Below are 21,422 nucleotides of genomic sequence, written 5' to 3' on the forward strand. Positions count from 1 at the left end.
TCATTGTCCTCGCAGAAACAGCTTGTCGAGCTCGGCCATGGACATCTCGGTCCAGGTGGGACGGCCATGATTGCACTGTCCGCTACGCTCGGTACGTTCCATATCCCGCAACAGCGCATTCATTTCGGGAGTCGTCAGCCTGCGGTTGGCCCGGATACTGCCGTGGCAGGCCATGCTGGCCAGGAGTTCGTTGATATGCACCTCGAACCGGTCGGAGCGGCCGAAGCGTTCCAGGTCGCCGAGCATGTCGCGAATCAGCGGCTCGACATCCGCCTGCCCCAGCAATGCCGGCACCTGACGTACCAGCAGCGTTTCCGGGCCCGCCACGTCGAGCTCCACCCCGAGCCGGGCGAAGGCCTCGCGCTCGCGCTCGGCGGTTTCCACCTCGCCGCCACTCACCGCCAGCGAAACCGGCACCAACAGCGGCTGAGCGTCCAGCGCACCGCCATGCACCTGGCGCTTCATACGCTCATAGGTGATCCGTTCATGGGCGGCATGCATGTCGACGATTACCAGGCCACGAGCCGTCTGCGCCAGAATGTAGACGCCATGTAACTGGGCCACGGCATAGCCCAGCGGCGGCGCCTGAGTAGCATCGGGCTCAGGAATGGCAGTAGCATCGGACTCAGGAATGACAGTAGCGTCGGGCCCGGGAACGGCAGCAACGTCGCGCTCAGCAGTAACAGCGGAATCGGGTATGGGGAAATCAGCGGTATCGGAACCTGATCGAAGAGCAGCACCGGGCTCGGCCAGAGCGCCATCGCCGGGTCGCGAAGCCGACTGCCCCTCGCCCCACGCCGGGCCTTGAGTAGCGGAAGACGGTGATTGCGGCGTCAGCAACTGCTCCTCATGATCGGGATGAAGTGCCCGGTAACCGGCCATGAACTCGCGAACCCGCGCCGCGTTCGGGCGCGGCTCCCGGCCCTCGTCGTAGCGCGAGTGCAGCGCCATGGGCTGCTGCTGCCAGCGAGGTGCGTCAACGCCCCCAGCCGGCGCGGCACCGGTCTGCGGCTCGGAGACCGACGACGAGGCGTCGCCAGGCGCAGGCTCCTCGGAGCGCAGCGATTCGTTGGGCCGGACCTGAGCCAGCGCCCGATGCAGGCTCGAGAACAGGAAATCGTGCACCAGACGCCCATCGCGAAAGCGCACCTCGTGCTTGGTCGGATGGACATTGACGTCGACGACCCGGGTGTCGAGCTCCAGGTACAGCACGAAGACCGGATGTCGACCATGAAACAGCACGTCGCGATACGCCTGACGCACTGCATGCGCGACCAGCCGATCACGCACCACCCGGCCATTGACGAAGAAATACTGCTGGTCGGCCTGGGCCCGGGAATGCGTGGGCAACCCGACCCAACCCCATAGGCGCAGGCCGGATGCCTCGAGATCGAGATGCAGGGCATTGTCGAGAAACTTGCTGCCGAGCAGGCCTGCCACCCGGCGCTCCATGGCGTGCTGGTCGTCACCGGCGCGCAGCTGGTGCACGGTCTTCTGATTGTGACGCAACACCCAGCCGATGTCGTAGCGCGACAACGCCAGGCGGCGGAAGGCCTCTTCCACATGGCCGAACTCGGTCTTCTCGGTACGCATGAACTTGCGACGCGCCGGCGTGTTGAAGAACAGATCGCGCACCAGCACCGAGGTGCCTCGCGGATGCGGGGCGGGCGAGACGCGCGGCTCCATCTGACGCCCCTCGGCCACGACGCGCCAGCCGCCGCGCGGATCCTCTTCGGCATTGGAGATCAGTTCGAGCCGGGACACCGAGCTGATAGAGGCCAGGGCCTCGCCACGAAACCCCAGGCTGGCGACCTCCTCGAGCTCCTCCAGCGACAGGATCTTGCTGGTGGCGTGGCGCGCCAGGGCCAGCGGCAGATCGTCCTGAGCGATACCGGAACCATCGTCACGCACCCGGATCAGCCGCGCCCCACCGGACTCGAGTTCGATCTCGATACGCCGACTGCCGGCATCGATGGCGTTCTCGACCAGTTCCTTGACCACCGAGGCCGGACGCTCGACGACTTCACCCGCGGCAATCTGGTTGGCCAGACGCGGGTCGAGTACCTGAATTCTTCGACTATGGATCATGTGGCCTCTTGCGCTGAGCGTGGCATCGATCACGTCCGCGGGATCTTCAGCACCTGCCCCACGCGGATGACATCGCCGTTGAGCTCGTTGCTCTGCTTGAGCGCCTGCAGCGACACCTGGTGACGCGCAGCCACTTCGGAAAGCGTATCGCCAGGCTGGATGCGATACTCGTCGGCGCCGCTCCCGCGCCCCTGGTCGCGCTGCCATGCCAACAGGCTGCTGGGCGGCGGATGCTGCTGGAAATGGGCACGAATGCCTCCCAGAATCGCCTTGGCCAGTTGCATCTGGTGCGCCGAGGAGCGCAGCTTGCTCTCCTCCGTGGGATTGGAGATGAACCCGGTCTCGACCAGCAACGAGGGAATGTCCGGCGACTTGAGCACCACGAAGCCGGCCTGCTCCACCCGCGAGCGATGCAGACGGTTGATGCGGCCCAGTTGATCGAGCACCTGGGCGCCCACCGCCAGCGAGTCGTTCATCGTCGCCGTCATGGTCAGATCCAGCAGTACGCCGCGCAGCACCTCGTCCTTGTCGGACAGGCTCAGACTGCCCTCGACACCGCCGATCAGGTCCGAGCGGTTTTCGGTCGCCGCCAGCCATTTGGCCGTTTCCGACGTCGCCCCGCGCTGCGACAACGCATAGACCGAGCTGCCGCTGGGCTGACGACTCTTGACCGCATCGGCATGAATCGAGACGAAGAAATCGGCCTTCTGTTCACGCGCCAGGATGGTGCGCTGCTGCAACCCGACGTAGTAATCCCCATCCCGGGTCAGGAACGCCTTGAATCCCGGCGTCTGATCGAACAGCGCCTTGAGCTTGCGGGCGATGCCGAGCACGACATCCTTCTCCCGCGTGCCGTGAGGCCCGATCGCGCCGGGGTCCTCCCCCCCGTGCCCCGCATCGACGGCGATGATGATGTCGCGCTTGGGATGCGGTTGCGCCTTGGTCTTGGCATTCACGACGGTTTCGGCCGGCTCGACACCGGCCATTTCGGCCTTGGCCAGAGCCCGGCCGGCGGCGATCTCCTGTTCGCGGATCTTGGCCTCGATGGGATCGATGGGATCCTCGATGGCGCTCTCCCCGGGGTATTCGAGATCCACCACCAGACGGTTGCCGTACTGGTCGTTGGGCGCCAGGGCGAAGTGTCGCGGCACCACCTGGCGCTTGAGATCCAGCACCACGCGCAGCCCGGTGCCATTGCGCACGCCGGTACGTATCGCGTCGATGGCGCTGCCGTCGAGCTCGATGCTTTCCGGATCGATCTGCAGGCGACTGTCGTCGAGATCGATCACCAGCCGCTGCGGATTGTCGAGGGTAAAGACATTCGCCTTGGCCGGCTCAGTCAGATCGAAGACCAGCCGCGAGTGATCCGGCGCCGCCCACAAGCGGACATTGTTGACGTCATTGGCGCCCGCCACTGCCGAGAGCAGCATCATCATTCCCGTCATGACCAGGGACAGCAAAAGCCTCGTCGTTCCTGCGCGCAGCAGACCGCCTCCCACTCGCGGCCAACGGCAATTCATCTGCATCATGTTTCCTTGTCGCCGACACTGCGTTCCAACTGCGCGATCACCGCCTCGCCATGGCCGCTACCGGCCTCGAGCCAGGCTTCCCGCCCCGGGCCGACCACCACCAGTCGCACCGTCAGATCCGGCTCAGGCAGCCACCCGGCGCCCCGGCTGGGCCACTCGATCAGACTCAGGCTGTCGTCACCGAGCATGTCGCGGGCCCCCATGAACTCGAGCTCCTCGGGATCGCCGAGGCGATAGAGATCGAAGTGCTGAATGTGAATACCGCCCAGCTCATAGGGTTCTACCAGGGTATAGGTGGGACTCTTGACCGCGCCCCGATGGCCGTAGGCCCGCAGAACGCCTCGGGTCAGCGTGGTCTTTCCGGCGCCCAGCTCGCCTTCCAGGTGGACGCGGCCTCGGCCGTCGAGCGCCCGCCCCAAGGCCTCGCCAAAGGCGACCTGGGCGGTTTCATCAGGCAGTGTGATGCGCATGCTTCATCTTCAATTTACGGATTGGCCAACTTGTGTACATAGCATGCCAGATCGCTGGCGAGCAGACCACGTTCCCCGGCGTCACGCGCGGCTTCATCGGCTGCCATGGCATGCAGGATCGCGCCAACGCGAGCGGCATCTCCCGGCCCGAGACCCTGGGCGAGCAGCGCCCCCAGCACACCGGACAGCACATCGCCCATGCCGCCGCTGGCCATGCCCGGATTGCCGAACGGGCAGACCGTCACGCCGTCGGCATCCGCGATCAACGAGCCGGTCCCCTTGAGCAGAATGGCACCGCCGTAGCGTCGCTGCAGTTCGACGACTGCGCTATGCCGGTCATGCTGAATGTCACGCGTCGAGCAGTTCAGCAGGCGTGCCGCCTCGCCGGGGTGCGGCGTCAGGATCCAGTCGTCGCGACGGATTCCGGCGCCGGAGGAAGCGTCGGCGGTGTCAGCGGAGTCGCTGTTATTGGAACCGGTATCATGGGAGCGATTGTGACAGGGATAGTCGCGTGCCAGCAGATTCAGGCCGTCGGCATCCACGACCAACGGTTTGCCGGACTGAAGCGCGGCCTGCAGCAGCCCCTGCCCCCAGGCGTCCTTGCCCAGCCCCGGCCCCACCACGAGGACATCGCCCGTTTCCAGCAGCGCCGCAAGATCCGGCGCCCCGCGCACACCGCGCACCATCACCTCGGGCAGGCGCACCAGGGCCGCCGTGACGTGTACGGCATCGGTGGCCAGGCTGATCTTGCCGGCGCCGGTGCGTGCCGCCGCCTCGCAGGCCATCAATGCCGCCCCACCGAAGCCGGGCGCACCGCCGATCACCAGCACGTGTCCATTGTGCCCCTTGTGACTGGTACGCGGACGCGGCGGCAGGAACCTGGCGAGCAGGTCCGCATCGAGCAGCTCGCCGGCGGGAGCGAGATCCCCGTGGGCTCTCGGCTCCACCCCCAGCGGCGCCAGATGCAGGTCACCGACATGATCCGCCGCCGCGCCGGTGTGCAGACCGAACTTGTCGGCGATGAAGGTAGCCGTCAGCGTGGCCTTCACCGCAACGCCCAGCACGTTACCGGTATCGGCGGAAAGCCCCGAAGGCACATCCACCGCCAGGACCGGGATCCCGCTGGCATTGATCGTCTCGATCGCGCCACGGAAGGGCTCGCGAACCTCGCCGGACAGTCCGGTGCCCAGCAGGGCGTCGACGATCACGTCGCCTTCCAGACTCATTCCGTCACGCCAGGAGATCGCCTCGAGTCCGGCGTCACGGGCCATGGCATGGGCACGCGCCGCATCGCCTTTCAGTTCGGCAGGATCCTTCACTGCAACCAGTTGAACCGGCAGTCCTGCACTCGCCGCCAGCGTTGCCATGACATAGCCGTCACCGGCATTGTTGCCGGCGCCGCACACCACACTCAGGCGCTGCGCCTGGGGCCAACGTTCGCGCAGCATCCCGAAGGCGGTCATCGCGGCGCGCTGCATCAGGGCGAAACCGGGCAAGCCACCCGCGATGGCGCGCCGGTCGAACTCGCGCGTCTGGGCGGAGAAATACAGCGGTTTCAGGGTCGAAGTCGGCATCCTGTCCTCCACGATTATGTCATTCGGCATGACGTCATACTGAGCTTGATGTAGGGTGAGCGCCCACACTGGCGCGGGTTTCTTCTACTCCATGCCTGAAAATACCGATTCCATGCCCGAAAGTACCGATTCCCTATCCGAAAGCATCGATTACGCCACGCTGGCCGACACCATCAAGCAATGGGGCCGCGAGCTGGGCTTCCAACAGATCGGCATTGCCGACACGGATCTCGAGGCGCATGAACGCTATCTCGAGCGCTGGCTGGCGGCAGGTCATCACGGCGAAATGGGCTTCATGGACAAGCACGGCACCAAACGCACCCGCCCGGCGGAGCTGGTGCCCGGCACCCTGCGCGTCATCAGCGCGCGCATGGACTATCTGCCTCCCGAGGTGGAAACCACCCGCGTGCTCGGCCAGGGCGAGCGTGCCTATGTATCACGCTACGCGCTGGGGCGCGACTATCACAAGCTGATCCGCAAGCGTCTGGCCGAACTGGCTCGCAGAATCGAGAGCGAGGTCGGCGCTTTCGGCTACCGCGCCTTCGTCGACTCCGCCCCGGTGATGGAGCGCGCCCTGGCGCAGAAGGCCGGCCTGGGCTGGTTCGGCAAGAATGCGATGCTGCTCAATCCCCAGGCGGGATCGCTGTTCTTTCTCGGCGAGCTGTATACCGATCTGCCGCTGCCCGTCGACGCCCCCTTCGAGAGCGAGCACTGCGGCAAGTGCTCGCGCTGCCGCAGTGCCTGCCCCACCGGCGCCATCGTCGATGACAAGATCGTCGATTCGCGGCGCTGCATCTCCTATCTCACCATCGAGCTGCACGGTGCGATTCCCGAGCAGTATCGCGAGGCGATGGGCAACCGGGTCTACGGCTGCGACGACTGTCAACTGGTGTGTCCGTTCACCCGTTTCACCCGGGCCAGCCACGAAGAGGATTTCGCCCCCCGCCACGATCTCGATCGCGCATCGCTGGTCACGCTGTTCACCTGGAGCGAGGAGGAATTCCTGGAGCGTACCGCCGGCAGCGCCATCCGTCGCATCGGCTATCAGCGCTGGCTGCGCAACCTCGCCGTGGGCCTGGGCAACGCCCCGTGGAGCGAGAGCGTCGAAAGTGCCTTGCGCGCGCGACTGCCCTACCCGTCCGACCTGGTCCGCGAACATGTCCGCTGGGCGCTGGCACGTCAGCAGCGCAAGCGCCCCGCCCTCATCGCCCGGGGCTGAGGGCGTCCGACACGGTCCGACACCGGGAGCGTGTTCAGGTCTTGAGAAACGTCTTGCGGTAGTGCGCCAGCTCCGCCAGCGACTCGCGAATGTCATCCAAGGCCTGATGCGTGTTGCGCTTGGTGAAGCCCTCCAGCGCCTTGGGATTCCAGCGCTTGGCCAGTTCCTTGAGCGTCGACACGTCCAGATGACGATAATGGAAGAAGGCTTCCAGCGCCGGCATTTCGCGCTCCAGGAAGCGCCGGTCCTGGTGCACGCTGTTGCCGCACAAGGGCGAACTGCCCGGGGTCACGTAAGCGCGCAAGAATTCCAGCGTCTGGCGTTCGGCCTCGGCCGTGTCGGCCTTGCTGTGCCTGACCCGCTCGATCAGTCCCGAATCGCCGTGGGTGCGGGTGTTCCACTCGTCCATGGCCTGGAGCTGACTGTCGGGCTGATGAACGGCAATGACCGGCCCTTCGGCGATCAGATTGAGGTCGGCATCGGTGATCAGCGTCGCCACCTCGATGATACGCTCCTTGTTGGGGTCGAGCCCGGTCATCTCCAGGTCGATCCAGACGAGTAGATCGGAGCGCGGTTCGCGGGGCTGAATATCGCTCATGAGGTCTCCTTACGACGTGCCGCAGGGCGGACAGAAAAGAATGTGAACGCTACAATGCCCGGCATTGTACGCTCTCCCGAGGTCGCATGAGCAAACGCAAGTTGTCCCGCCAGCAACGCTGGCGTATCGAAAAGATCCAGGCCGAACGTGCCGCCCGGGCCGAAAGGAAGTCGTCCGAGGATGACCTGAAGATGGATGCCGGCGAATATGGGCCCGAGCGCCCCGGCCGGGTGATCGCCCACTTCGGTCGCACGCTCGATGTCGAAGCCACCGACACCCGGGAAAATGCTTCGCTGCATCGCTGCCATCTGCGCGCCAACCTCGATGCGCTGGTCACCGGCGATCGGGTGGTGTGGCGCGAGGCCGGCGACGGCAGCGGCGTGGTGGTGGCCAAGGGCGAACGCGACAACGTGCTCGAGCGCCCGGATCCGCGCGGTCAGCTCAAGCCGGTGGCCGCCAACATCGATCAGATCCTGATCGTCTTCGCCGTGGAACCGGCGCCTCACGCCAACCTCATCGATCGGTATCTGGTCGCCGCCGAAGCGACCGGCATCACCCCGGTGCTGGTGCTCAACAAGGTCGATCTTCTCCCGGCGGAAGGTGGCGAGCTGCGAGCCCTGCTCGGCCGCTACGCTGCCCTGGGCTACGGCGTGGTCAGTGCCACGACCCAGCACGCGCACGGACTCGACGCCCTGCACGAGCGGCTTACCGGCCGCACATCGGTATTCGTCGGCCAGAGCGGCGTCGGCAAGTCCTCGCTCATCGGGCGGCTACTGCCCGACGAAGAGTTGCGCGTCGGCGCCCTGTCGGTCGACTCGCGCAAGGGCACTCACACCACCACCACCGCACGGCTCTATCACCTTCCCGCCGGAGGCGATCTGATCGATTCGCCGGGGATCCGCGAGTTTGGCCTCGTTCATCTCGACGAGCGTCAGGTCACCGAGGGCTTCATCGAGTTCCGGGAGTTTCTCGGTCACTGCCGCTTCCGCGACTGCCGTCACGACAACGAACCCGGCTGCGCGCTACTCGAAGCCATCGAGCGTGGCGACATCGCGCCTGAACGATTCGCCAGCTATCGCCAGATTCTGGCATCGTTACCCCCCGCGTGATTTCAATAACAACCACAGGAAAATGACAGCATGGCTGAGCTGATCGACGTCTACCGTGGCAGTGTCCAGACCTGGGAATGCGACCAGATGGGCCACCTGAATGTGCAGTTCTACGTGGAGAAGGCAACCTCCGCCCTGGCCGTATTCGGCGAGAGGATCGGCCTTGGCCCGGTCTTCGTTCGCCAACAGGGCGCGAAACTGGTCGCCCATGATCAGCACATCCGCTTCCTGCGCGAGCAGCACCCCGGCGCGGCGTTGGCCATTCGCGCCGGCGTTCTCGAAGCCGGCCCGCAGGAGATCCGCGTCTATCTGGAAATGATCAGCCGCTCGAATGGCGAGGTGGCCGCCACCTTCGTCACCCGAGCGCACCTCGCCGACATCGGGACCCGGGAAACCCGGTCGATTCCGGCCCATGCGCTGGATGCCGCCGGGGCGTTACGCTGCGACCTGCCCGCTCACGGCCAACCGCGCGGCCTGGAACCCTATCCGCCGCGCCAGCGGCCGACACGGGACGAGGCCCGGCAACGGGGCATGCCCGTGACCTACCTCAATACCGTCAGTCCCGCCCAGTGCGACAGCCAGGGCTTCATGGCCACCCGCCACTACATGGGGATCGTTGCCGAAGCCGTTCCCAACCTGCTGGTGGAAGCCGGCGGCGATGACCGCTCCCGCGGGCGCATCGGCGGTGCCGCCCTGGAGTATCGCTTCGTCTATCATCAGGCGCCCCGCGAAGGCGACGTGATCACCCTGCACAGCGCAGTGAAGGAAGTGGGGCCCAAGGCCTACAAGCTCGGCCACTGGCTGCTGGATGCCAGCACCGGCGAGGCCTTGGCGACGTCCGAGGCGGTCGTGGTGCTTTTCGACCTCGATGCGCGCAAGGCCATCACCATTCCCGACGACCGCCGCGCGGCACTGGAAGGCTTGATCGTACCTGACCTGAGCGTCTAGCGCCCGGAAGCGTCCGAAGAGCGGCGTCGCGAACTTCATCAGGTCGTAGCGCGCCTCGCTGATGCGAGGCGCGCCTGGCGTCCTTTTCAGTCCTCGAACCGCAACGGCTCAACCTTCGAACAGCAATAGCAGCGACAGCACGAACAGCACCCACATGGTGGGCTTGATCTCGTGGCGCTTGCCCACGCCCAGCTTGATCAGCACGAAAGCCAGGAAGCCGAACACGATGCCATGGGTGATCGAATAGGTCAGCGGGATCAGGAGCATGGCCAGGAAGGCGGGAATGGCGTCATCGAAGCTGTGCCAGTGAATCTGGCGAATCGGCTCCATCATGAACACCCCGACCAGAATCAGCGCGGGGGCCGTGGCGATGCCCGGCACCAGCGACAACAGCGGCGACAGAAACAGAAACGGCAGGAACAAGAGCCCCGCCACCACTGCCACCAGGCCGGTCCGCCCGCCCTGACTGATGCCTGCGGCGGACTCCACGTAGGCGTTGGCCGGGCTGGTGCCCAGCGGGCCGGAAAGCAGCGCGGCGCTGGCATCGACGATCATCGACTGACGGATGTTGCGCGGGTTGCCATCCGCGTCCTTCAGGTTGCCCGCCTCGGAGACGCCCATGAAGGTCGACAGCGCATCGAAGAAGGTGGTGAACAACAGCACGAAGATGAACGGTGCATAGGCGATATGCAGCGCCCCCCAGATATCCAGCGCCAGCAGGCCGCTGAAGTCCGGCATGGCGAAGACGCCGTTGAAATTGACCAGCGTCGACGAGGCGATCTCCTCGGGAAAATAGCGGCTGCCGTCGCCCCACCAGCGTCCGATCGGGATCGACGCCAGGGTGGTGAAGGCGATGCCCAGGATCAGTGCGCCGGGAATCTTGCGCACCACCAGAATTGCCGTGACCGCCAGGCCGATCAGGAAGGTCACCAGCACCGGATCCAGCGGCGCCATGCCCACCACCGTCACCGGGTTGGGCACCAGGAACTTGGCATTGACCAGACCGATCACGCTGATGAACAGGCCGATGCCGCTGGCGATCGCATAGCGCAACTGTTCGGGAATCGCGTCGATGACCTTCTGGCGCACGTTGAATACCGCCAGCAGCGCGAACAGCACCCCGGCCCAGAACACGCAGCCCAGCGCAGTTTCCCAGGCGATGCCGGCGCCCAGCACCATGGTGTAGGCGAATAGCGCGTTGACGCCCATGCCGGGCGCGACCAGCACCGGGTTGCGGGCATAGAACCCCATCATCACGCTGCCGAATAAACTGACCAGCACGGTGGCGGTCAGTGCGCTGGAAAACGGTACGCCTGCAGCACTCAGGATCGAGGGGTTGACCACGATGATGTACATCGAGGCCAGAAAGGTGGCGATCCCCGCGAGGATCTCGATGCGCGGGGTGCTGCCCTGGGCGCGGATGCCGAAGAGTCGTTCGAACACGACGGTTCTCCATGAGGTTGGATGAGAGAGCGGCACGGAGTATACCCAATCGTCCCCATCGGCCTCATCCTTCTCGCCCAACTCATGTCCCACTTCCCATCTGTCTACCCGGACCGGACTTACCGCTCGTCCCGTCCTGACGGTTATGCCATCATCACCGCAAGCCGCCCAATCCGCTTCATCCATCGCTTTTCAGGAGGGCCCCATGAGCTCCGAGACCAACCCGTTACCGCTGATCGTCGAGCCCGAACAGCTCGCCGCCCATCTGGGCGATCCCCAACTGTTGATCATCGATGTCCCGCTCAAGGCCGAGAGCTACACCGACGGGCACGTTCCCGGTGCGGTCCTGCTCGACTACCGGCGCCTGTTGGCCGGCACCGGCAAGGTGCCCAACGACGTGCCCGACGAGGCCGCGCTTTCCGAGCTGTTCTCGTCGCTGGGCCTGACCCGGGACACCCATGTGGTGGCCTACGACGACGAAGGCGGTGGCTGGGCCGGCCGCCTGCTGTGGACGCTGGAGCTGATCGGCCATACCCGCTACTCCTATCTCAACGGCGGCATTCATGCCTGGCGCGCCGACGGCCAACCCGTCGCCACCGAACCCAGCATGCCGACGCGCAGCGACTACGAGGCGCAGACTCTGCACCCGGAGGCGATGATCCGCCGAGAGGAAATCGTCGAGCGTCTGGGGGATAAGAATCTGGCGGTGTGGGATGCCCGCTCCCCAGAGGAGTACCGCGGCGAGAAGGGCCAGAATGCGCGGCTAGGCCACATTCCCGGCGCGGTCAACATCGAGTGGACCCGTGCCATGGACCCGGAGCGTCAGCTACGCATCCGCGACTATGCCGAACTGACCACCGAGCTCGAGGCCAGCGGCCTGAACGCCGACATGGAGATCGTCACCCACTGCCAGACTCATCACCGCAGCGGCTTCACCTGGCTGGTGGGCAAGGCGCTGGGCTTTACCAACATCCGCGCTTATCCCGGCTCCTGGCAGGAGTGGGGCAACCGCGACGACACGCCGGTCGAAACCTGAGCGCGTCTTGCGCCCTCGATCTTGCGACAACAGGGCCCGCCCGTTATCGTGGCGGGCTCATCCGTGCCAGGAATCTGCAACGTGGATCGCGACAAGCTGTTCTCCCTCATCCAGTATCCCCTGCCCCACCACCTCATCTCGCGTCTGGTGGGATACGTTGCCGAGAGCCGCACCGCTTGGGTGAAGGATACCTTCATCCAGCGTTTCATCCGCGCCTACAACGTGGACATGAGCCAGGCGCTGGAGCCCGATCCCACGGCTTATACCTGCTTCAACGACTTCTTCACCCGAGCGCTGAAGCCGGGGGCACGCCCCATCGAGACAGGGCTGGTCTCGCCCACCGACGGCACCCTGGCGCAGTTCGGTCGCATCGATAACGGTACACTGGTGCAGGCCAAGGGACACTCCTATTCCCTGAACGCCCTGCTGGGCGGGGATGACGAACGCACCGCACCCTTCCGTCACGGTAGCTTCGCCACTGTCTATCTTGCGCCGCGCGACTATCACCGCATCCATATGCCGGTCAGCGGCACGCTGCGCGAAATGGCCTACGTGCCGGGCCGAATCTTTTCGGTCAACCAGGCCTCGGTCAACCACATTCCCGGCCTGTTCGCTCGTAACGAACGTCTGGTCTGCATTTTCGACACCGAGCACGGGCCGCTGGCCATGGTACTGGTGGGGGCGATGATCGTCGCCGCCATCGAGACGGTCTGGGCCGGCCAGATCACGCCCAGGACGGGACAGGTGCAGACGACCCGTTACAACGCGCCGATCACGCTCGCCAAGGGCGACGAGATGGGGCGCTTCAAGCTCGGCTCCACCGTGGTAATGTGCTTCGCCGATGAGGTCGACTTCTCCGGCGAGCTGACGGACAACTTCATCGTGCGCATGGGGCAGCACCTGGGCGGCTGGCCGACACCGGCCTGATTCACCTTTTCTCCCGGCCTACCCCGCTTCGCTCGAGACCAGCGCTCTTGCCTAACAATCCTGCCAGGCAAAGGCCATCACCTCGCTGACCTGCAGCTTGCCCAGCGCCAGCTGCAGCAGCCGGTCCACGCCCAGCGCCACTCCGCTGCCTGCCGGCATGCCCGCCTGCAGCGCCCCGATCAGGCGCCGATCGACATCGACCTCGGACTTGCCGAGGCGTCGGCGCGCGGCGTTGTCGGCGTCGAATCGCCGGGCCTGTTCGTCGGCATCGGTCAGCTCGTTGTAGCCGTTGGCGAGCTCCAGGCCCTGCAGGTAGACCTCGAAACGCGAGGCGACCCATTCGCCATCCTCCGGATCGCGATGACGGCGGGCCAGCGCGGCCTGGCTGGCCGGATAGTCGATGACCACATCGAGCCCCTCGCAACCCAGCGTCGGCTCGATCGCCACGCTCATCAGCAGATCGAGACATTCGTCGCGCTCGGCCGTGGCCATGTCGAGCTCGCCCTGCACCTCGGCCAGCCGGCGCAGCGCCTCGAGGGGGACATTGAAGGGATCGATGTCGAGCCGTTCGCGAAACAGCTCGCGATAGCGGCGCAGGCGCCGCGGCCCGGGATCGAACGGCAGCACCTCGCGGATCAGCGCTTCGCTCTCGTCGATCAGCTCGGCCAGCGAGAATCCCGGTCGATACCACTCCAGCATGGTGAATTCGAGGTTGTGACGCCGGCCGACCTCACCGTCGCGGAAGCTGCGCGCCAGCTGAAAGATCGGCCCGCTTCCCGCCGCCAGCAGGCGCTTCATGTGAAATTCCGGCGAGGTCTGCAGCCACAACCGCTCGCGGCCATGCGGCGTCAGTGCCGTCAGCGAAAGCGCATCCAGATGGACATCGGTGCTGCCACCGTGACCGAGGATCGGTGTCTCCACCTCCAGCACGTCGCGTTCGGCGAAAAACGCTCGAATGCCAGCCAACAGGCGCGCCCGCTCGCGTAGCGTCTCGATGCCCGCCGAAGGGCGCCAGTCGTCAGTCATGTGTGCTCCTTACCGAAACCAAAAGGCCACGCTTGAAAGCGTGGCCTTATAGCAGTAACCATGCCCCCAGGCGTGTCATGAGCTTGGCGAGCCTGTTTTAACGCTGCATTACCAAGCGCAATAGCGCCGCTCAGGCCCGGGAAACGTACTCGCCGCTGCGTGTATCGATCTTCAGCACTTCGCCCTGGTTGATGAACAGCGGCACGCGGACCACGGCACCGGAGGAGAGCGTGGCCGGCTTGGAACCGCCTTGGGCGGTGTCGCCCTTGAGGCCCGGATCGGTCTCGACGACTTCCAGCTCGATGAAGTTGGGCGGCGATACAGCGATGGCGTTGTCGTTCCACAAGGTAACGGTATAAGGCACCTGCTCCTTGAGCCACTTTTCGGTGTCCCCCAGGGCGCGCTTCTCGACCGCATACTGCTCGAAGGAGCCGTCAGTCTTCATGAAGTACCACATGTCGCCGTCGTTATAGAGATACTCCATCTCGATATCCATGACGTCGGCGCCCTCCAGGGATTCGCCGGACTTGAAGGTGCGCTCCCAGACGCGCCCGGTGATCAGGTTGCGCAGCTTGACCCGGTTGAAGGCTTGCCCCTTGCCCGGCTTGACGAATTCATTCTCGAGAATGTTACAGGGGTCGCCGTCGAGCATGACTTTCAGACCGCCCTTGAATTCGTTGGTAGAATAGTTCGCCATGAGTCCTCGCTATTGAGTGCGTCGCGGGCCGGGCCCGCGATCGTCATATTTTCCCGAAACGCCTGCGCGTTTCGCATACAGTGATCAAGTGGGCCGCATGATAACCCGAACCTTCTCTCCTGTGCAGACCATTGCCCGCTCCACCGACTGGCGGGCTCAGTTGAGCCATGCCGTACGCGATCCGCACGCTCTGTGCCGGCGCCTGGGCCTCGATCCCGCCTGGCTGCCAGGCGCCCGGGAGGGGCACGCATTGTTCGAGGTGCGCGTACCGGAGGCCTACCTGGCACGCATTCGCCCGAATGATCCCCACGATCCGCTGCTGCGTCAGGTCCTGCCGCTAACGGCCGAACGCGATGTCGTGTCGGGCTTCGTCACCGACCCGCTCGAGGAGGCCGAACATACGCCGCGTCCGGGCCTGATCCACAAGTACCGGGGCCGGGTGCTGCTGATCGGCAGCCCGACCTGCGCCATCAATTGCCGCTACTGTTTCCGCCGTCACTTTCCCTATGCCGAGAATTCACCCTCCCGGGCCGAATGGGAAACCACACTGGATTACCTGCGCCAGGACGCCTCGATCCACGAGGCGATCCTCTCCGGCGGCGATCCGCTGGCCAACCGCGACGAGCGTCTGGCCTGGCTGGTCGGGCAGCTCGGCGGGATCGCGCATCTCAGGCGGTTACGGATCCACACGCGCCTGCCGGTAGTGATTCCCGACCGGGTCGACGACGCCCTGCTCGGCTGGCTCTCGGCCACCCGGCTGCAGACGGTGATGGTGCTGCATATCAACCATCCTCAGGAGATCGATCCTGCGGTGGTCGATGCCCTGGCCCGGCTGCGCTGCGCCGGCGTGACGCTGCTCAACCAGAGCGTGCTGTTGCGTGGCGTCAACGACGATGTCGCCACGCTCGCCCAGCTCTCCGAGACGCTGTTCGCCGCCGGAGTGATGCCGTACTACCTGCATGTGCTGGACCCGGTCAGCGGTGCGGCCCACTTCGATGTGCCCGACGCCGAGGCCCGAGCGCTGATGGACGCGCTACGCCTGCAACTGCCCGGCTTCCTGCTGCCGCGTCTGGTGCGGGAGGTGCCCGGCGAAGGCTCGAAGACGCCGCTTTGACGACCGGTCTCGGAGATTGAGCCTGCTCGAGGCCTGCAAGCTGGCATCCCACCAGGGAAAACGGCTGAGGAAAGGACCGGGCTCGCGTACGAGCCTACAAGGCGTAAATGCGAGTTCCGAAGCCGTCTTCAACGACGTTCGATCGACGCGCAGCAGTCTTGGCCAGGCTCAGGCAATGCCGAGCGCCTTCCTGACGTACCCCTGCTCCCGCTCCGGCAGGGTAATGGTCGCGGCGAGTTCATGGCCATGCGGCGACATCTTGCGCCAGGTCTTCTGCACGATACGCACGATCTTCTCCTCGTCGTGGCCGTTAGCGAATTCGGGGAAGTAGTACTGCAGAAAGACCAGGCAGGCGGTATCTTCCAGCGCCTGGGTATCGGCATCCTGGCGCAGATTTTCCTTGCGGATCAGACTCGCGACACGCTCGCAGGTCGCTTCGTCGTAACCCACGTCGCGCAGGATCTCGGCCGCCTGCTCCGCCTGGGTCCTGCCGAGCTCGCGGCGCCAGGCCAGATAGGCGGGCCGCCCTTGGGGATAATCCTCCCTCGGGCTCTGCCAGCGGCGCAGGTGCTGCGCACGCACCGCCAGGCGCAGCGTTTCCGAGGCCTCGGGAGCCACGCGCTCCAGCCAGGCGCTCATGCGCCGGGCGTACAGCAGCTCGTAGGGATAATCCACGCCAGCCACTCTTTCCTGGCGCGGATCCTCGGCGTGAGCGGCGTCCAGGCGTTCGACGGCAATGGCAAAACGATCGGATGACATGGTGGCGTTCCCGGTGAGGTATGGTCGGTTGTGTGGATGTTGCGCCTATGCTGGCACGGCTTGGCCACGAGGCTAACGACAGGCCATGTCGCTCTCATCGATAGCGTCTGTTGTCATGCTCCAGCCAGCCGTCGACATGACGTCCCGCGGGATCATGATGCGTCCAGTGCACCACGCCCCCCTGCTCGTTCCATTCGTACTCGCCATGAAAGGCGACGTGGTCGCCCTCCTGCAGTTCGGGAATGCGCGGCGCCAGGTCGATATTATGCGCCACGAGTACCGTCTGCCCGCCGGGCAGGCGCAGGATGAAGCGCTGATGGCGACTGCCCCGGTTGTCGTCCGCCAGTACCTGCACGACCCGGCCGTGGCCTTGGACCTGCACATCGCTGCGCCGATCTTCGAAGGCCTCCTCGAGTGACGTTTCGGCCACCGAAGACTGCAGCATCGCCGGCGCGATGTCGGTCCGTTCGACGACATAGCCGACACCTGCCAGCGCCAGGACGAAGACGATCAGATAGCGCTTCACGTGGGCCGCCTCGGCGGCCGTTCGCGAGCGTTACGCGCTTTCACGAGCATTCACGCCTCTCTCATCCCAGCGTGTCGGCCGTGACATTGGGCGCCGCCACCTGCCCTGCCGCCTGATGGCGATTCAACGCAGCGAGTACCGCCTTCATCGACGCGCTGGTGATGCTCTCGTCGAGTCCCACGCCGAATATCGGCTGCCCGTCGATACGCACCTCGACATAGGCGATGGCTTCGGCATCCGCTCCCTGGCCGCGGGCATGCTCATGATAGTCGATGATCTCGACATCGAGGCCGTGCCCTCCCAACGCCTTGACGAAGGCCGCCAGCGGCCCGTTGGCGTCGCCCGAGACCGCCCTGCGCTCACCGCGCTCTTCGATGACCGCATCCAGCCGGATACGTGCGCTGTCGGGCTCGGAGGACAGGCGGTGGCTGACCAGCGCATAGGGCGAGGCTGCCTCCAGATATTCGTCGGCGAAGGCCTGATAGATCATCTTCGAGGTAATCTCGCGCCCGGTGCGGTCGGCGACCTGCTGGACGACCTGGCTGAACTCGATCGACAGTCGACGCGGCAGCTCGATGCCGTACTCCTGCTCCAGCAGATAGGAGACGCCGCCCTTGCCGGACTGGCTGTTGACGCGAATCACCGCCTCGTAGCTGCGTCCCACGTCCATCGGATCGATGGGCAGATAGGGCACTTCCCAAAGGCCCTCGCCCTGCTCGCGCCGCGCCGCCAGGCCCTTCTTTATCGCATCCTGATGCGAGCCGGAGAACGCCGTGAATACCAGATCGCCGACATAGGGATGACGCGGGTGAACCGGTAGCTGATTGCAGTACTCCACCTCGCGCATGATCGGCGTGATGTTGGAGAAGTCGAGCTGCGGATGCACGCCCTGGGTATAGAGGTTCATCGCCAGGGTCACGATATCGACGTTGCCGGTGCGCTCGCCGTTGCCGAACAATGTCCCCTCGACCCGATCGGCACCGGCCATCATCGCCATCTCCGCCGCCGCCACGCCGGTGCCCCGGTCGTTGTGCGGGTGCACGCTGACGACCAGGCTGTCGCGATGCTTGACGTGCCGGCAGAACCACTCGATCTGGTCGGCATAGTGGTTGGGTGTGGCCACCTCCACCGTCGCCGGCAGGTTGACGATCATCGGCTGCTCGGGCGTCGGCTGGTAGACGTCCATCACCGCCTCGACGATGTCCACCGCGAAATCCAGCTCGGTGGAGGTGAACACCTCCGGCGAGTACTCGAACTGCCAGGCGGTTTGCGGATGCTCGGCCATGCGCTGCTTGATCCGCGCCGTGGCATCGGTGGCGATCTGGATGCATTCGGGCTTGTCGACGTCGAACACTACCCGGCGGAAGACCGGTGCCGTGGCATTATAGACATGCACGATGGCACGCCTGGCCCCTTCGAGCGCCTCGAAGGTACGATCGATGAGATGCGGCCGCGCCTGGGTCAGCACCTGGATGGTCACGTCGTCGGGGATACGGTCGTTCTCGATCAGATCGCGCACGTAGTCGAAGTCGACCTGCGAGGCCGACGGGAAGCCGACCTCGATCTGCTTGAAACCGATCCTGACCAGCATTTCGAAGAAACGCTGCTTGCGCTCGAGATCCATGGGATCGATCAACGCCTGGTTGCCATCGCGCATGTCCACGCTGCACCACTGCGGCGGTTGCGTAAGGCGCTTTGACGGCCAGCGGCGATCGGGCAGATCGACAGCTTCGAAGGGGCGATATTTCACCGTTGGGTCCTGCAGCATCATGGCGTGGTTCCTCGATTGACAGGTAAAGCGAGATGGCAAGGCGGGAGCCTTTGCTTCCGAGGATATCGCAGAAGACCGGGCGTGACTGCCCGGGAAGCAACGGACTCCTGCAGGAGCGCCAGACAACCGGACGATGTCACCGGTCCATGCCGCCGCGCTTCCATAGCATGATCAACTCATCCGGCGTCTGCTCCTCTGACACGACTGCCGTCCATCGAGGCTGGGCTTCCTCCTCCACGGCCAGGCGAAAGATACGCCGGTCGGCTCCGCAGACCGGCTCCTCGCTCACGTCATGCTGGGCGGCCCACGTCAGCAGTTGGTGCAGGTGTCGGCGCTGCTCGTCACTGCACTGTGCACAGGGAATACGCCGGGGCGCGGCCAGCCCCGGCAGGTGAGCCAGCCCGCCCTCGCGACTGACGGCGACGACGCTGGACGCTCCCAGAGGCGGCGGTGACGGTTTCATGCCAGCACCCCCACCTCGCGCCAGGCGGCGAAGATCGCTTCCATCTCGCGGCTGCTCCTGCCGAAACGGCGATCGGCATTGTCCACTGTCAGGCTGGCGAAGGTCTCGAAGTCGATCTCACGCGTGAGGCGAGTATCGTGCAGGGTGTCGTACCAGACGCGCCCAGCCGTCTCCCAGGCGTATCCGCCCAGCGCCACGGCCGCCAGATAAAAGGCGTGGTTGGGAATGCCCGAATTGATATGCACGCCGCCATTGTCGGCCTGGGTATCGACATAGCCGCTCATGTCGCCCGGCTGGGGGTCGCGCCCCAGTACCGGGTCGTCGTAGGCCGTCCCGGGAGCCGCCATGGAGCGCAGCGCCCGGCCTGCCACCCGCTCCGTCAGCAGCCCGGCGCCGATCAGCCAGTCGGCCTGATCGACGCGGTGGCCGCGATGGTACTGCTTGACCAGGCTACCGAAGACATCCGATAGCGACTCGTTGAGCGCGCCGGATTGATAGGCATAGACCAGCCCCGCATCGCGCTCCGTCACGCCATGCGAAAGTTCATGCGCCACCACGTCCAGAGCGATGGTGAAGCGGTTGAACAGTTCGCCATCGCCATCGCCGAACACCATCTGCGCGCCGTTCCAGAACGCATTGTCGTAATCCTGACCGAAGTGCACGCTGCCGAGCAGCGGCATGCCTCGCGTGTCGATGGAGTCGCGCTGGAAGACTTCCCAAAAGAAGCGATAGGTCGCGCCCAGGCCGTGATAGGCCTCGTCCACGGCCAGGTCCCCGGTCTCGGGCTGCCCTTCCCTTCGCACCAGGCGTCCGGGAAGCGTCTGCCGGTTTTCGGCCGTATGGATATAGCGCATCGGCTGGCCCGGTCGTGATCCCGGTTCGGGCCTCGGGGCGGCACTAAAGGACGTCCGCGCACGAAACTGCTGGTCCGCCCGCAACGTGTGCTCGGCGCTCTGGCGCAGACGATCGGTGCCGTGCGCGATGATCCGCTCGAGCACATAGGGGGGAATCACTCCCGGCGTTCGGGAAAGGAGGGGGTAAGCCATGTAGAGCCTCCTGGCAGTGACGACCGGGCGCATTCCCGGGCGTCGTGACTGTCAGTGTGGCTCAAGACTGCCAGTGTGGCTCAAGTTGGCGTTAATGGGGGTCGAGGCCCTTCGATCGCGGCGTCTCTCCAATGCTCTTTTTCTGAACCGGACCAAGAAATTCGATGGCTTGACGGGCAGCCGGCCACATCACGCTGCCATGATCCTCGCCGGGATAGACCACGAATGTCGTCGCCAGCGCCGGTCGTTCACGAACCAGGCGCTGCGCCAGCTCACGGGCATTGTCGACCATGGCATTGGCGCGGCGACGCTCGCCATGCGGCGTGCCCCGCTCGGACGCAAAGGGGGTCTGCTCGAGCCCGCCCACGCCGATCAACAGGCGACGTCCGGCAGCCTCGGCGCCGGTGCTGGCCAGGAACGTCTCGAGCTCCTCGAACGCCACACGCTGCTTCCACCACAGGGAGGGACTGATCGCCAGATAATTGGTGAAACATTCGGGACGCGTGAAGAGGACATGCAGAGCGAACAAGCCTCCATAGGAGTGCCCCAGCAGGGACTGCTGCCTGCCGTCGATCGGATACTGCGAGGCGATTTCAGGCTTGAGCCGTCGTTCGATGAAATCCAGAAAACGATCCGCACCGCCGTGAAGACGCCCGGGCGACTCATCCTCCTCTTCTCCCCTGCCACGATGGCTTGCAGGCGGCGTGTAATCTTCGGCCCGCGCCTCGACGGCGAAGCGCTCGGCACCGGGATAGCCGATACCGACGATCAGCAAGGGGCTGCCATCGCCCCGCGGTCCACCGCGGGTCAGGGTCTCGCGGGCTTCACGCAGCAACGGGAACCGGGCGTTGCCATCGAGGACGTACAGGACGGGATACCCTTCGGGAGGAGGTGCCGCACTGGGCACCGCCACCTGAATGAGGTAATCGCGACCGGTCTCTGTCGAGTTGAGAACGAACTCCCGGGTAAGCGGCAGCGAGACCGCCAACGCCTCGTCCTGCACCGGCTCGGCATTGGCATTCGCAAGCGCGCTCGCCATCAGCCAGAGCGCCATCGTCTGCCAGCCTCCCCGCCGCCGC

At 65.3% G+C, this 21,422-nt stretch carries 20 protein-coding genes; 6 read left to right on the top strand and 14 right to left on the bottom strand.

Annotated elements, in window-relative coordinates:
- The 4 genes from mutL to ACYQ12_RS12965 all read right to left on the bottom strand — a co-directional run bounded on the left by mutL (position 1) and on the right by ACYQ12_RS12965 (position 5,661).
- Complete coding sequence (gene mutL, locus ACYQ12_RS12950; RefSeq protein ID WP_459872411.1) at positions 1-2,088, bottom strand: DNA mismatch repair endonuclease MutL; 2,088 nt, start codon at positions 2,086-2,088, stop codon at positions 1-3.
- 29 nt (positions 2,089-2,117) lie between these two features.
- A complete protein-coding gene (locus tag ACYQ12_RS12955) occupies positions 2,118-3,533 on the bottom strand; it encodes an N-acetylmuramoyl-L-alanine amidase (RefSeq protein ID WP_459874523.1) in 1,416 nt (471 codons plus the stop codon).
- An 80-nt stretch (positions 3,534-3,613) separates the two neighbouring features.
- The gene (tsaE, locus tag ACYQ12_RS12960) at positions 3,614-4,087 is read right to left on the bottom strand and encodes a tRNA (adenosine(37)-N6)-threonylcarbamoyltransferase complex ATPase subunit type 1 TsaE (RefSeq protein WP_459872414.1); all 474 of its coding nucleotides are present in this window, start codon (positions 4,085-4,087) and stop codon (positions 3,614-3,616) included.
- Positions 4,088-4,101: 14 nt separating this feature from the next.
- Entirely contained in the window at positions 4,102-5,661 is a 1,560-nt protein-coding gene (locus ACYQ12_RS12965) for an NAD(P)H-hydrate dehydratase (protein ID WP_459872417.1), read from the bottom strand.
- Between the two features lie 112 nt (positions 5,662-5,773).
- Between ACYQ12_RS12965 and queG the strand changes: the two genes are divergently transcribed.
- On the top strand, positions 5,774-6,880 hold the full coding sequence (gene queG / locus ACYQ12_RS12970; protein ID WP_459874524.1) for a tRNA epoxyqueuosine(34) reductase QueG: 1,107 nt from the start codon (positions 5,774-5,776) through the stop codon (positions 6,878-6,880).
- Between the two features lie 34 nt (positions 6,881-6,914).
- On the opposite strand, the gene orn is transcribed toward queG, so the two are convergent.
- Positions 6,915-7,478, bottom strand: coding sequence for an oligoribonuclease (gene orn, locus ACYQ12_RS12975; protein WP_459872420.1), 564 nt, complete (start codon positions 7,476-7,478; stop codon positions 6,915-6,917).
- A gap of 86 nt (positions 7,479-7,564) precedes the next feature.
- Here orn and rsgA point away from each other — a divergent pair, with 86 nt between their 5' ends.
- Entirely contained in the window at positions 7,565-8,587 is a 1,023-nt protein-coding gene (gene rsgA, locus ACYQ12_RS12980; protein ID WP_459872422.1) for a small ribosomal subunit biogenesis GTPase RsgA, read from the top strand.
- A gap of 30 nt (positions 8,588-8,617) precedes the next feature.
- A complete protein-coding gene (locus ACYQ12_RS12985) occupies positions 8,618-9,535 on the top strand; it encodes a thioesterase family protein (RefSeq protein ID WP_459872424.1) in 918 nt (305 codons plus the stop codon).
- Between the two features lie 108 nt (positions 9,536-9,643).
- On the opposite strand, the gene ACYQ12_RS12990 is transcribed toward ACYQ12_RS12985, so the two are convergent.
- Positions 9,644-10,978 carry an NCS2 family permease gene (locus ACYQ12_RS12990; protein WP_459872427.1) on the bottom strand — a complete coding sequence of 445 codons (1,335 nt, stop codon included), beginning with the start codon at positions 10,976-10,978 and terminating at the stop codon, positions 9,644-9,646.
- Between the two features lie 205 nt (positions 10,979-11,183).
- Here ACYQ12_RS12990 and ACYQ12_RS12995 point away from each other — a divergent pair, with 205 nt between their 5' ends.
- Together ACYQ12_RS12995 and asd are read left to right on the top strand one after the other, a co-directional pair.
- Positions 11,184-12,014: a sulfurtransferase gene (locus tag ACYQ12_RS12995; RefSeq protein ID WP_459872429.1), complete on the top strand. Its 831-nt coding sequence runs from the start codon at positions 11,184-11,186 to the stop codon at positions 12,012-12,014.
- Between the two features lie 81 nt (positions 12,015-12,095).
- The gene (gene asd, locus ACYQ12_RS13000) at positions 12,096-12,941 is read left to right on the top strand and encodes an archaetidylserine decarboxylase (RefSeq protein ID WP_459872432.1); all 846 of its coding nucleotides are present in this window, start codon (positions 12,096-12,098) and stop codon (positions 12,939-12,941) included.
- 51 nt (positions 12,942-12,992) lie between these two features.
- On the opposite strand, the gene epmA is transcribed toward asd, so the two are convergent.
- Positions 12,993-13,967 (bottom strand): EF-P lysine aminoacylase EpmA, encoded by a 975-nt coding sequence (gene epmA, locus ACYQ12_RS13005; protein WP_459872434.1) that lies wholly within the window; start codon positions 13,965-13,967, stop codon positions 12,993-12,995.
- Between the two features lie 130 nt (positions 13,968-14,097).
- Positions 14,098-14,664 (bottom strand): elongation factor P, encoded by a 567-nt coding sequence (efp, locus tag ACYQ12_RS13010; protein WP_459872437.1) that lies wholly within the window; start codon positions 14,662-14,664, stop codon positions 14,098-14,100.
- Positions 14,665-14,761: 97 nt separating this feature from the next.
- Here efp and epmB point away from each other — a divergent pair, with 97 nt between their 5' ends.
- Positions 14,762-15,778 (top strand): EF-P beta-lysylation protein EpmB, encoded by a 1,017-nt coding sequence (gene epmB / locus ACYQ12_RS13015; protein ID WP_459872439.1) that lies wholly within the window; start codon positions 14,762-14,764, stop codon positions 15,776-15,778.
- A gap of 168 nt (positions 15,779-15,946) precedes the next feature.
- On the opposite strand, the gene ACYQ12_RS13020 is transcribed toward epmB, so the two are convergent.
- From ACYQ12_RS13020 to ACYQ12_RS13045, 6 genes are all read right to left on the bottom strand, one after another.
- Positions 15,947-16,537 carry a DUF4202 domain-containing protein gene (locus ACYQ12_RS13020; RefSeq protein WP_459872441.1) on the bottom strand — a complete coding sequence of 197 codons (591 nt, stop codon included), beginning with the start codon at positions 16,535-16,537 and terminating at the stop codon, positions 15,947-15,949.
- Positions 16,538-16,631: 94 nt separating this feature from the next.
- Positions 16,632-17,063: a DUF3465 domain-containing protein gene (locus ACYQ12_RS13025; protein WP_459872444.1), complete on the bottom strand. Its 432-nt coding sequence runs from the start codon at positions 17,061-17,063 to the stop codon at positions 16,632-16,634.
- 61 nt (positions 17,064-17,124) lie between these two features.
- Positions 17,125-18,834, bottom strand: a complete 1,710-nt coding sequence (leuA, locus tag ACYQ12_RS13030; RefSeq protein ID WP_459872447.1) for a 2-isopropylmalate synthase — start codon at positions 18,832-18,834, stop codon at positions 17,125-17,127.
- 136 nt (positions 18,835-18,970) lie between these two features.
- Positions 18,971-19,297, bottom strand: a complete 327-nt coding sequence (locus ACYQ12_RS13035; protein ID WP_459872449.1) for a protealysin inhibitor emfourin — start codon at positions 19,295-19,297, stop codon at positions 18,971-18,973.
- Positions 19,294-20,343: a M4 family metallopeptidase gene (locus ACYQ12_RS13040; RefSeq protein ID WP_459872452.1), complete on the bottom strand. Its 1,050-nt coding sequence runs from the start codon at positions 20,341-20,343 to the stop codon at positions 19,294-19,296. The genes ACYQ12_RS13035 and ACYQ12_RS13040 overlap by 4 nt, the downstream gene beginning before the upstream one ends.
- A gap of 91 nt (positions 20,344-20,434) precedes the next feature.
- Positions 20,435-21,397: an alpha/beta hydrolase gene (locus tag ACYQ12_RS13045; protein ID WP_459872455.1), complete on the bottom strand. Its 963-nt coding sequence runs from the start codon at positions 21,395-21,397 to the stop codon at positions 20,435-20,437.
- Between the last annotated feature and the right edge of the window lie 25 nt (positions 21,398-21,422).

The sequence above is a fragment of the Halomonas shantousis genome (assembly GCF_054654615.1).

What these genes read in the sequence shown, in the direction of transcription:
- mutL (WP_459872411.1), bottom strand. Translation starts at nt 2,088, where the DNA reads ATGATCCATAGTCGAAGAATTCAGGTACTCGACCCGCGTCTGGCCAAC.
- ACYQ12_RS12955 (WP_459874523.1), bottom strand. Translation starts at nt 3,533, where the DNA reads ATGACGGGAATGATGATGCTGCTCTCGGCAGTGGCGGGCGCCAATGAC.
- tsaE (WP_459872414.1), bottom strand. Translation starts at nt 4,087, where the DNA reads ATGCGCATCACACTGCCTGATGAAACCGCCCAGGTCGCCTTTGGCGAG.
- ACYQ12_RS12965 (WP_459872417.1), bottom strand. Translation starts at nt 5,661, where the DNA reads ATGCCGACTTCGACCCTGAAACCGCTGTATTTCTCCGCCCAGACGCGC.
- queG (WP_459874524.1), top strand. Translation starts at nt 5,774, where the DNA reads ATGCCCGAAAGTACCGATTCCCTATCCGAAAGCATCGATTACGCCACG.
- orn (WP_459872420.1), bottom strand. Translation starts at nt 7,478, where the DNA reads ATGAGCGATATTCAGCCCCGCGAACCGCGCTCCGATCTACTCGTCTGG.
- rsgA (WP_459872422.1), top strand. Translation starts at nt 7,565, where the DNA reads ATGAGCAAACGCAAGTTGTCCCGCCAGCAACGCTGGCGTATCGAAAAG.
- ACYQ12_RS12985 (WP_459872424.1), top strand. Translation starts at nt 8,618, where the DNA reads ATGGCTGAGCTGATCGACGTCTACCGTGGCAGTGTCCAGACCTGGGAA.
- ACYQ12_RS12995 (WP_459872429.1), top strand. Translation starts at nt 11,184, where the DNA reads ATGAGCTCCGAGACCAACCCGTTACCGCTGATCGTCGAGCCCGAACAG.
- epmA (WP_459872434.1), bottom strand. Translation starts at nt 13,967, where the DNA reads ATGACTGACGACTGGCGCCCTTCGGCGGGCATCGAGACGCTACGCGAG.
- efp (WP_459872437.1), bottom strand. Translation starts at nt 14,664, where the DNA reads ATGGCGAACTATTCTACCAACGAATTCAAGGGCGGTCTGAAAGTCATG.
- epmB (WP_459872439.1), top strand. Translation starts at nt 14,762, where the DNA reads ATGATAACCCGAACCTTCTCTCCTGTGCAGACCATTGCCCGCTCCACC.
- ACYQ12_RS13020 (WP_459872441.1), bottom strand. Translation starts at nt 16,537, where the DNA reads ATGTCATCCGATCGTTTTGCCATTGCCGTCGAACGCCTGGACGCCGCT.
- leuA (WP_459872447.1), bottom strand. Translation starts at nt 18,834, where the DNA reads ATGATGCTGCAGGACCCAACGGTGAAATATCGCCCCTTCGAAGCTGTC.
- ACYQ12_RS13035 (WP_459872449.1), bottom strand. Translation starts at nt 19,297, where the DNA reads ATGAAACCGTCACCGCCGCCTCTGGGAGCGTCCAGCGTCGTCGCCGTC.
- ACYQ12_RS13040 (WP_459872452.1), bottom strand. Translation starts at nt 20,343, where the DNA reads ATGGCTTACCCCCTCCTTTCCCGAACGCCGGGAGTGATTCCCCCCTAT.
- ACYQ12_RS13045 (WP_459872455.1), bottom strand. Translation starts at nt 21,397, where the DNA reads ATGGCGCTCTGGCTGATGGCGAGCGCGCTTGCGAATGCCAATGCCGAG.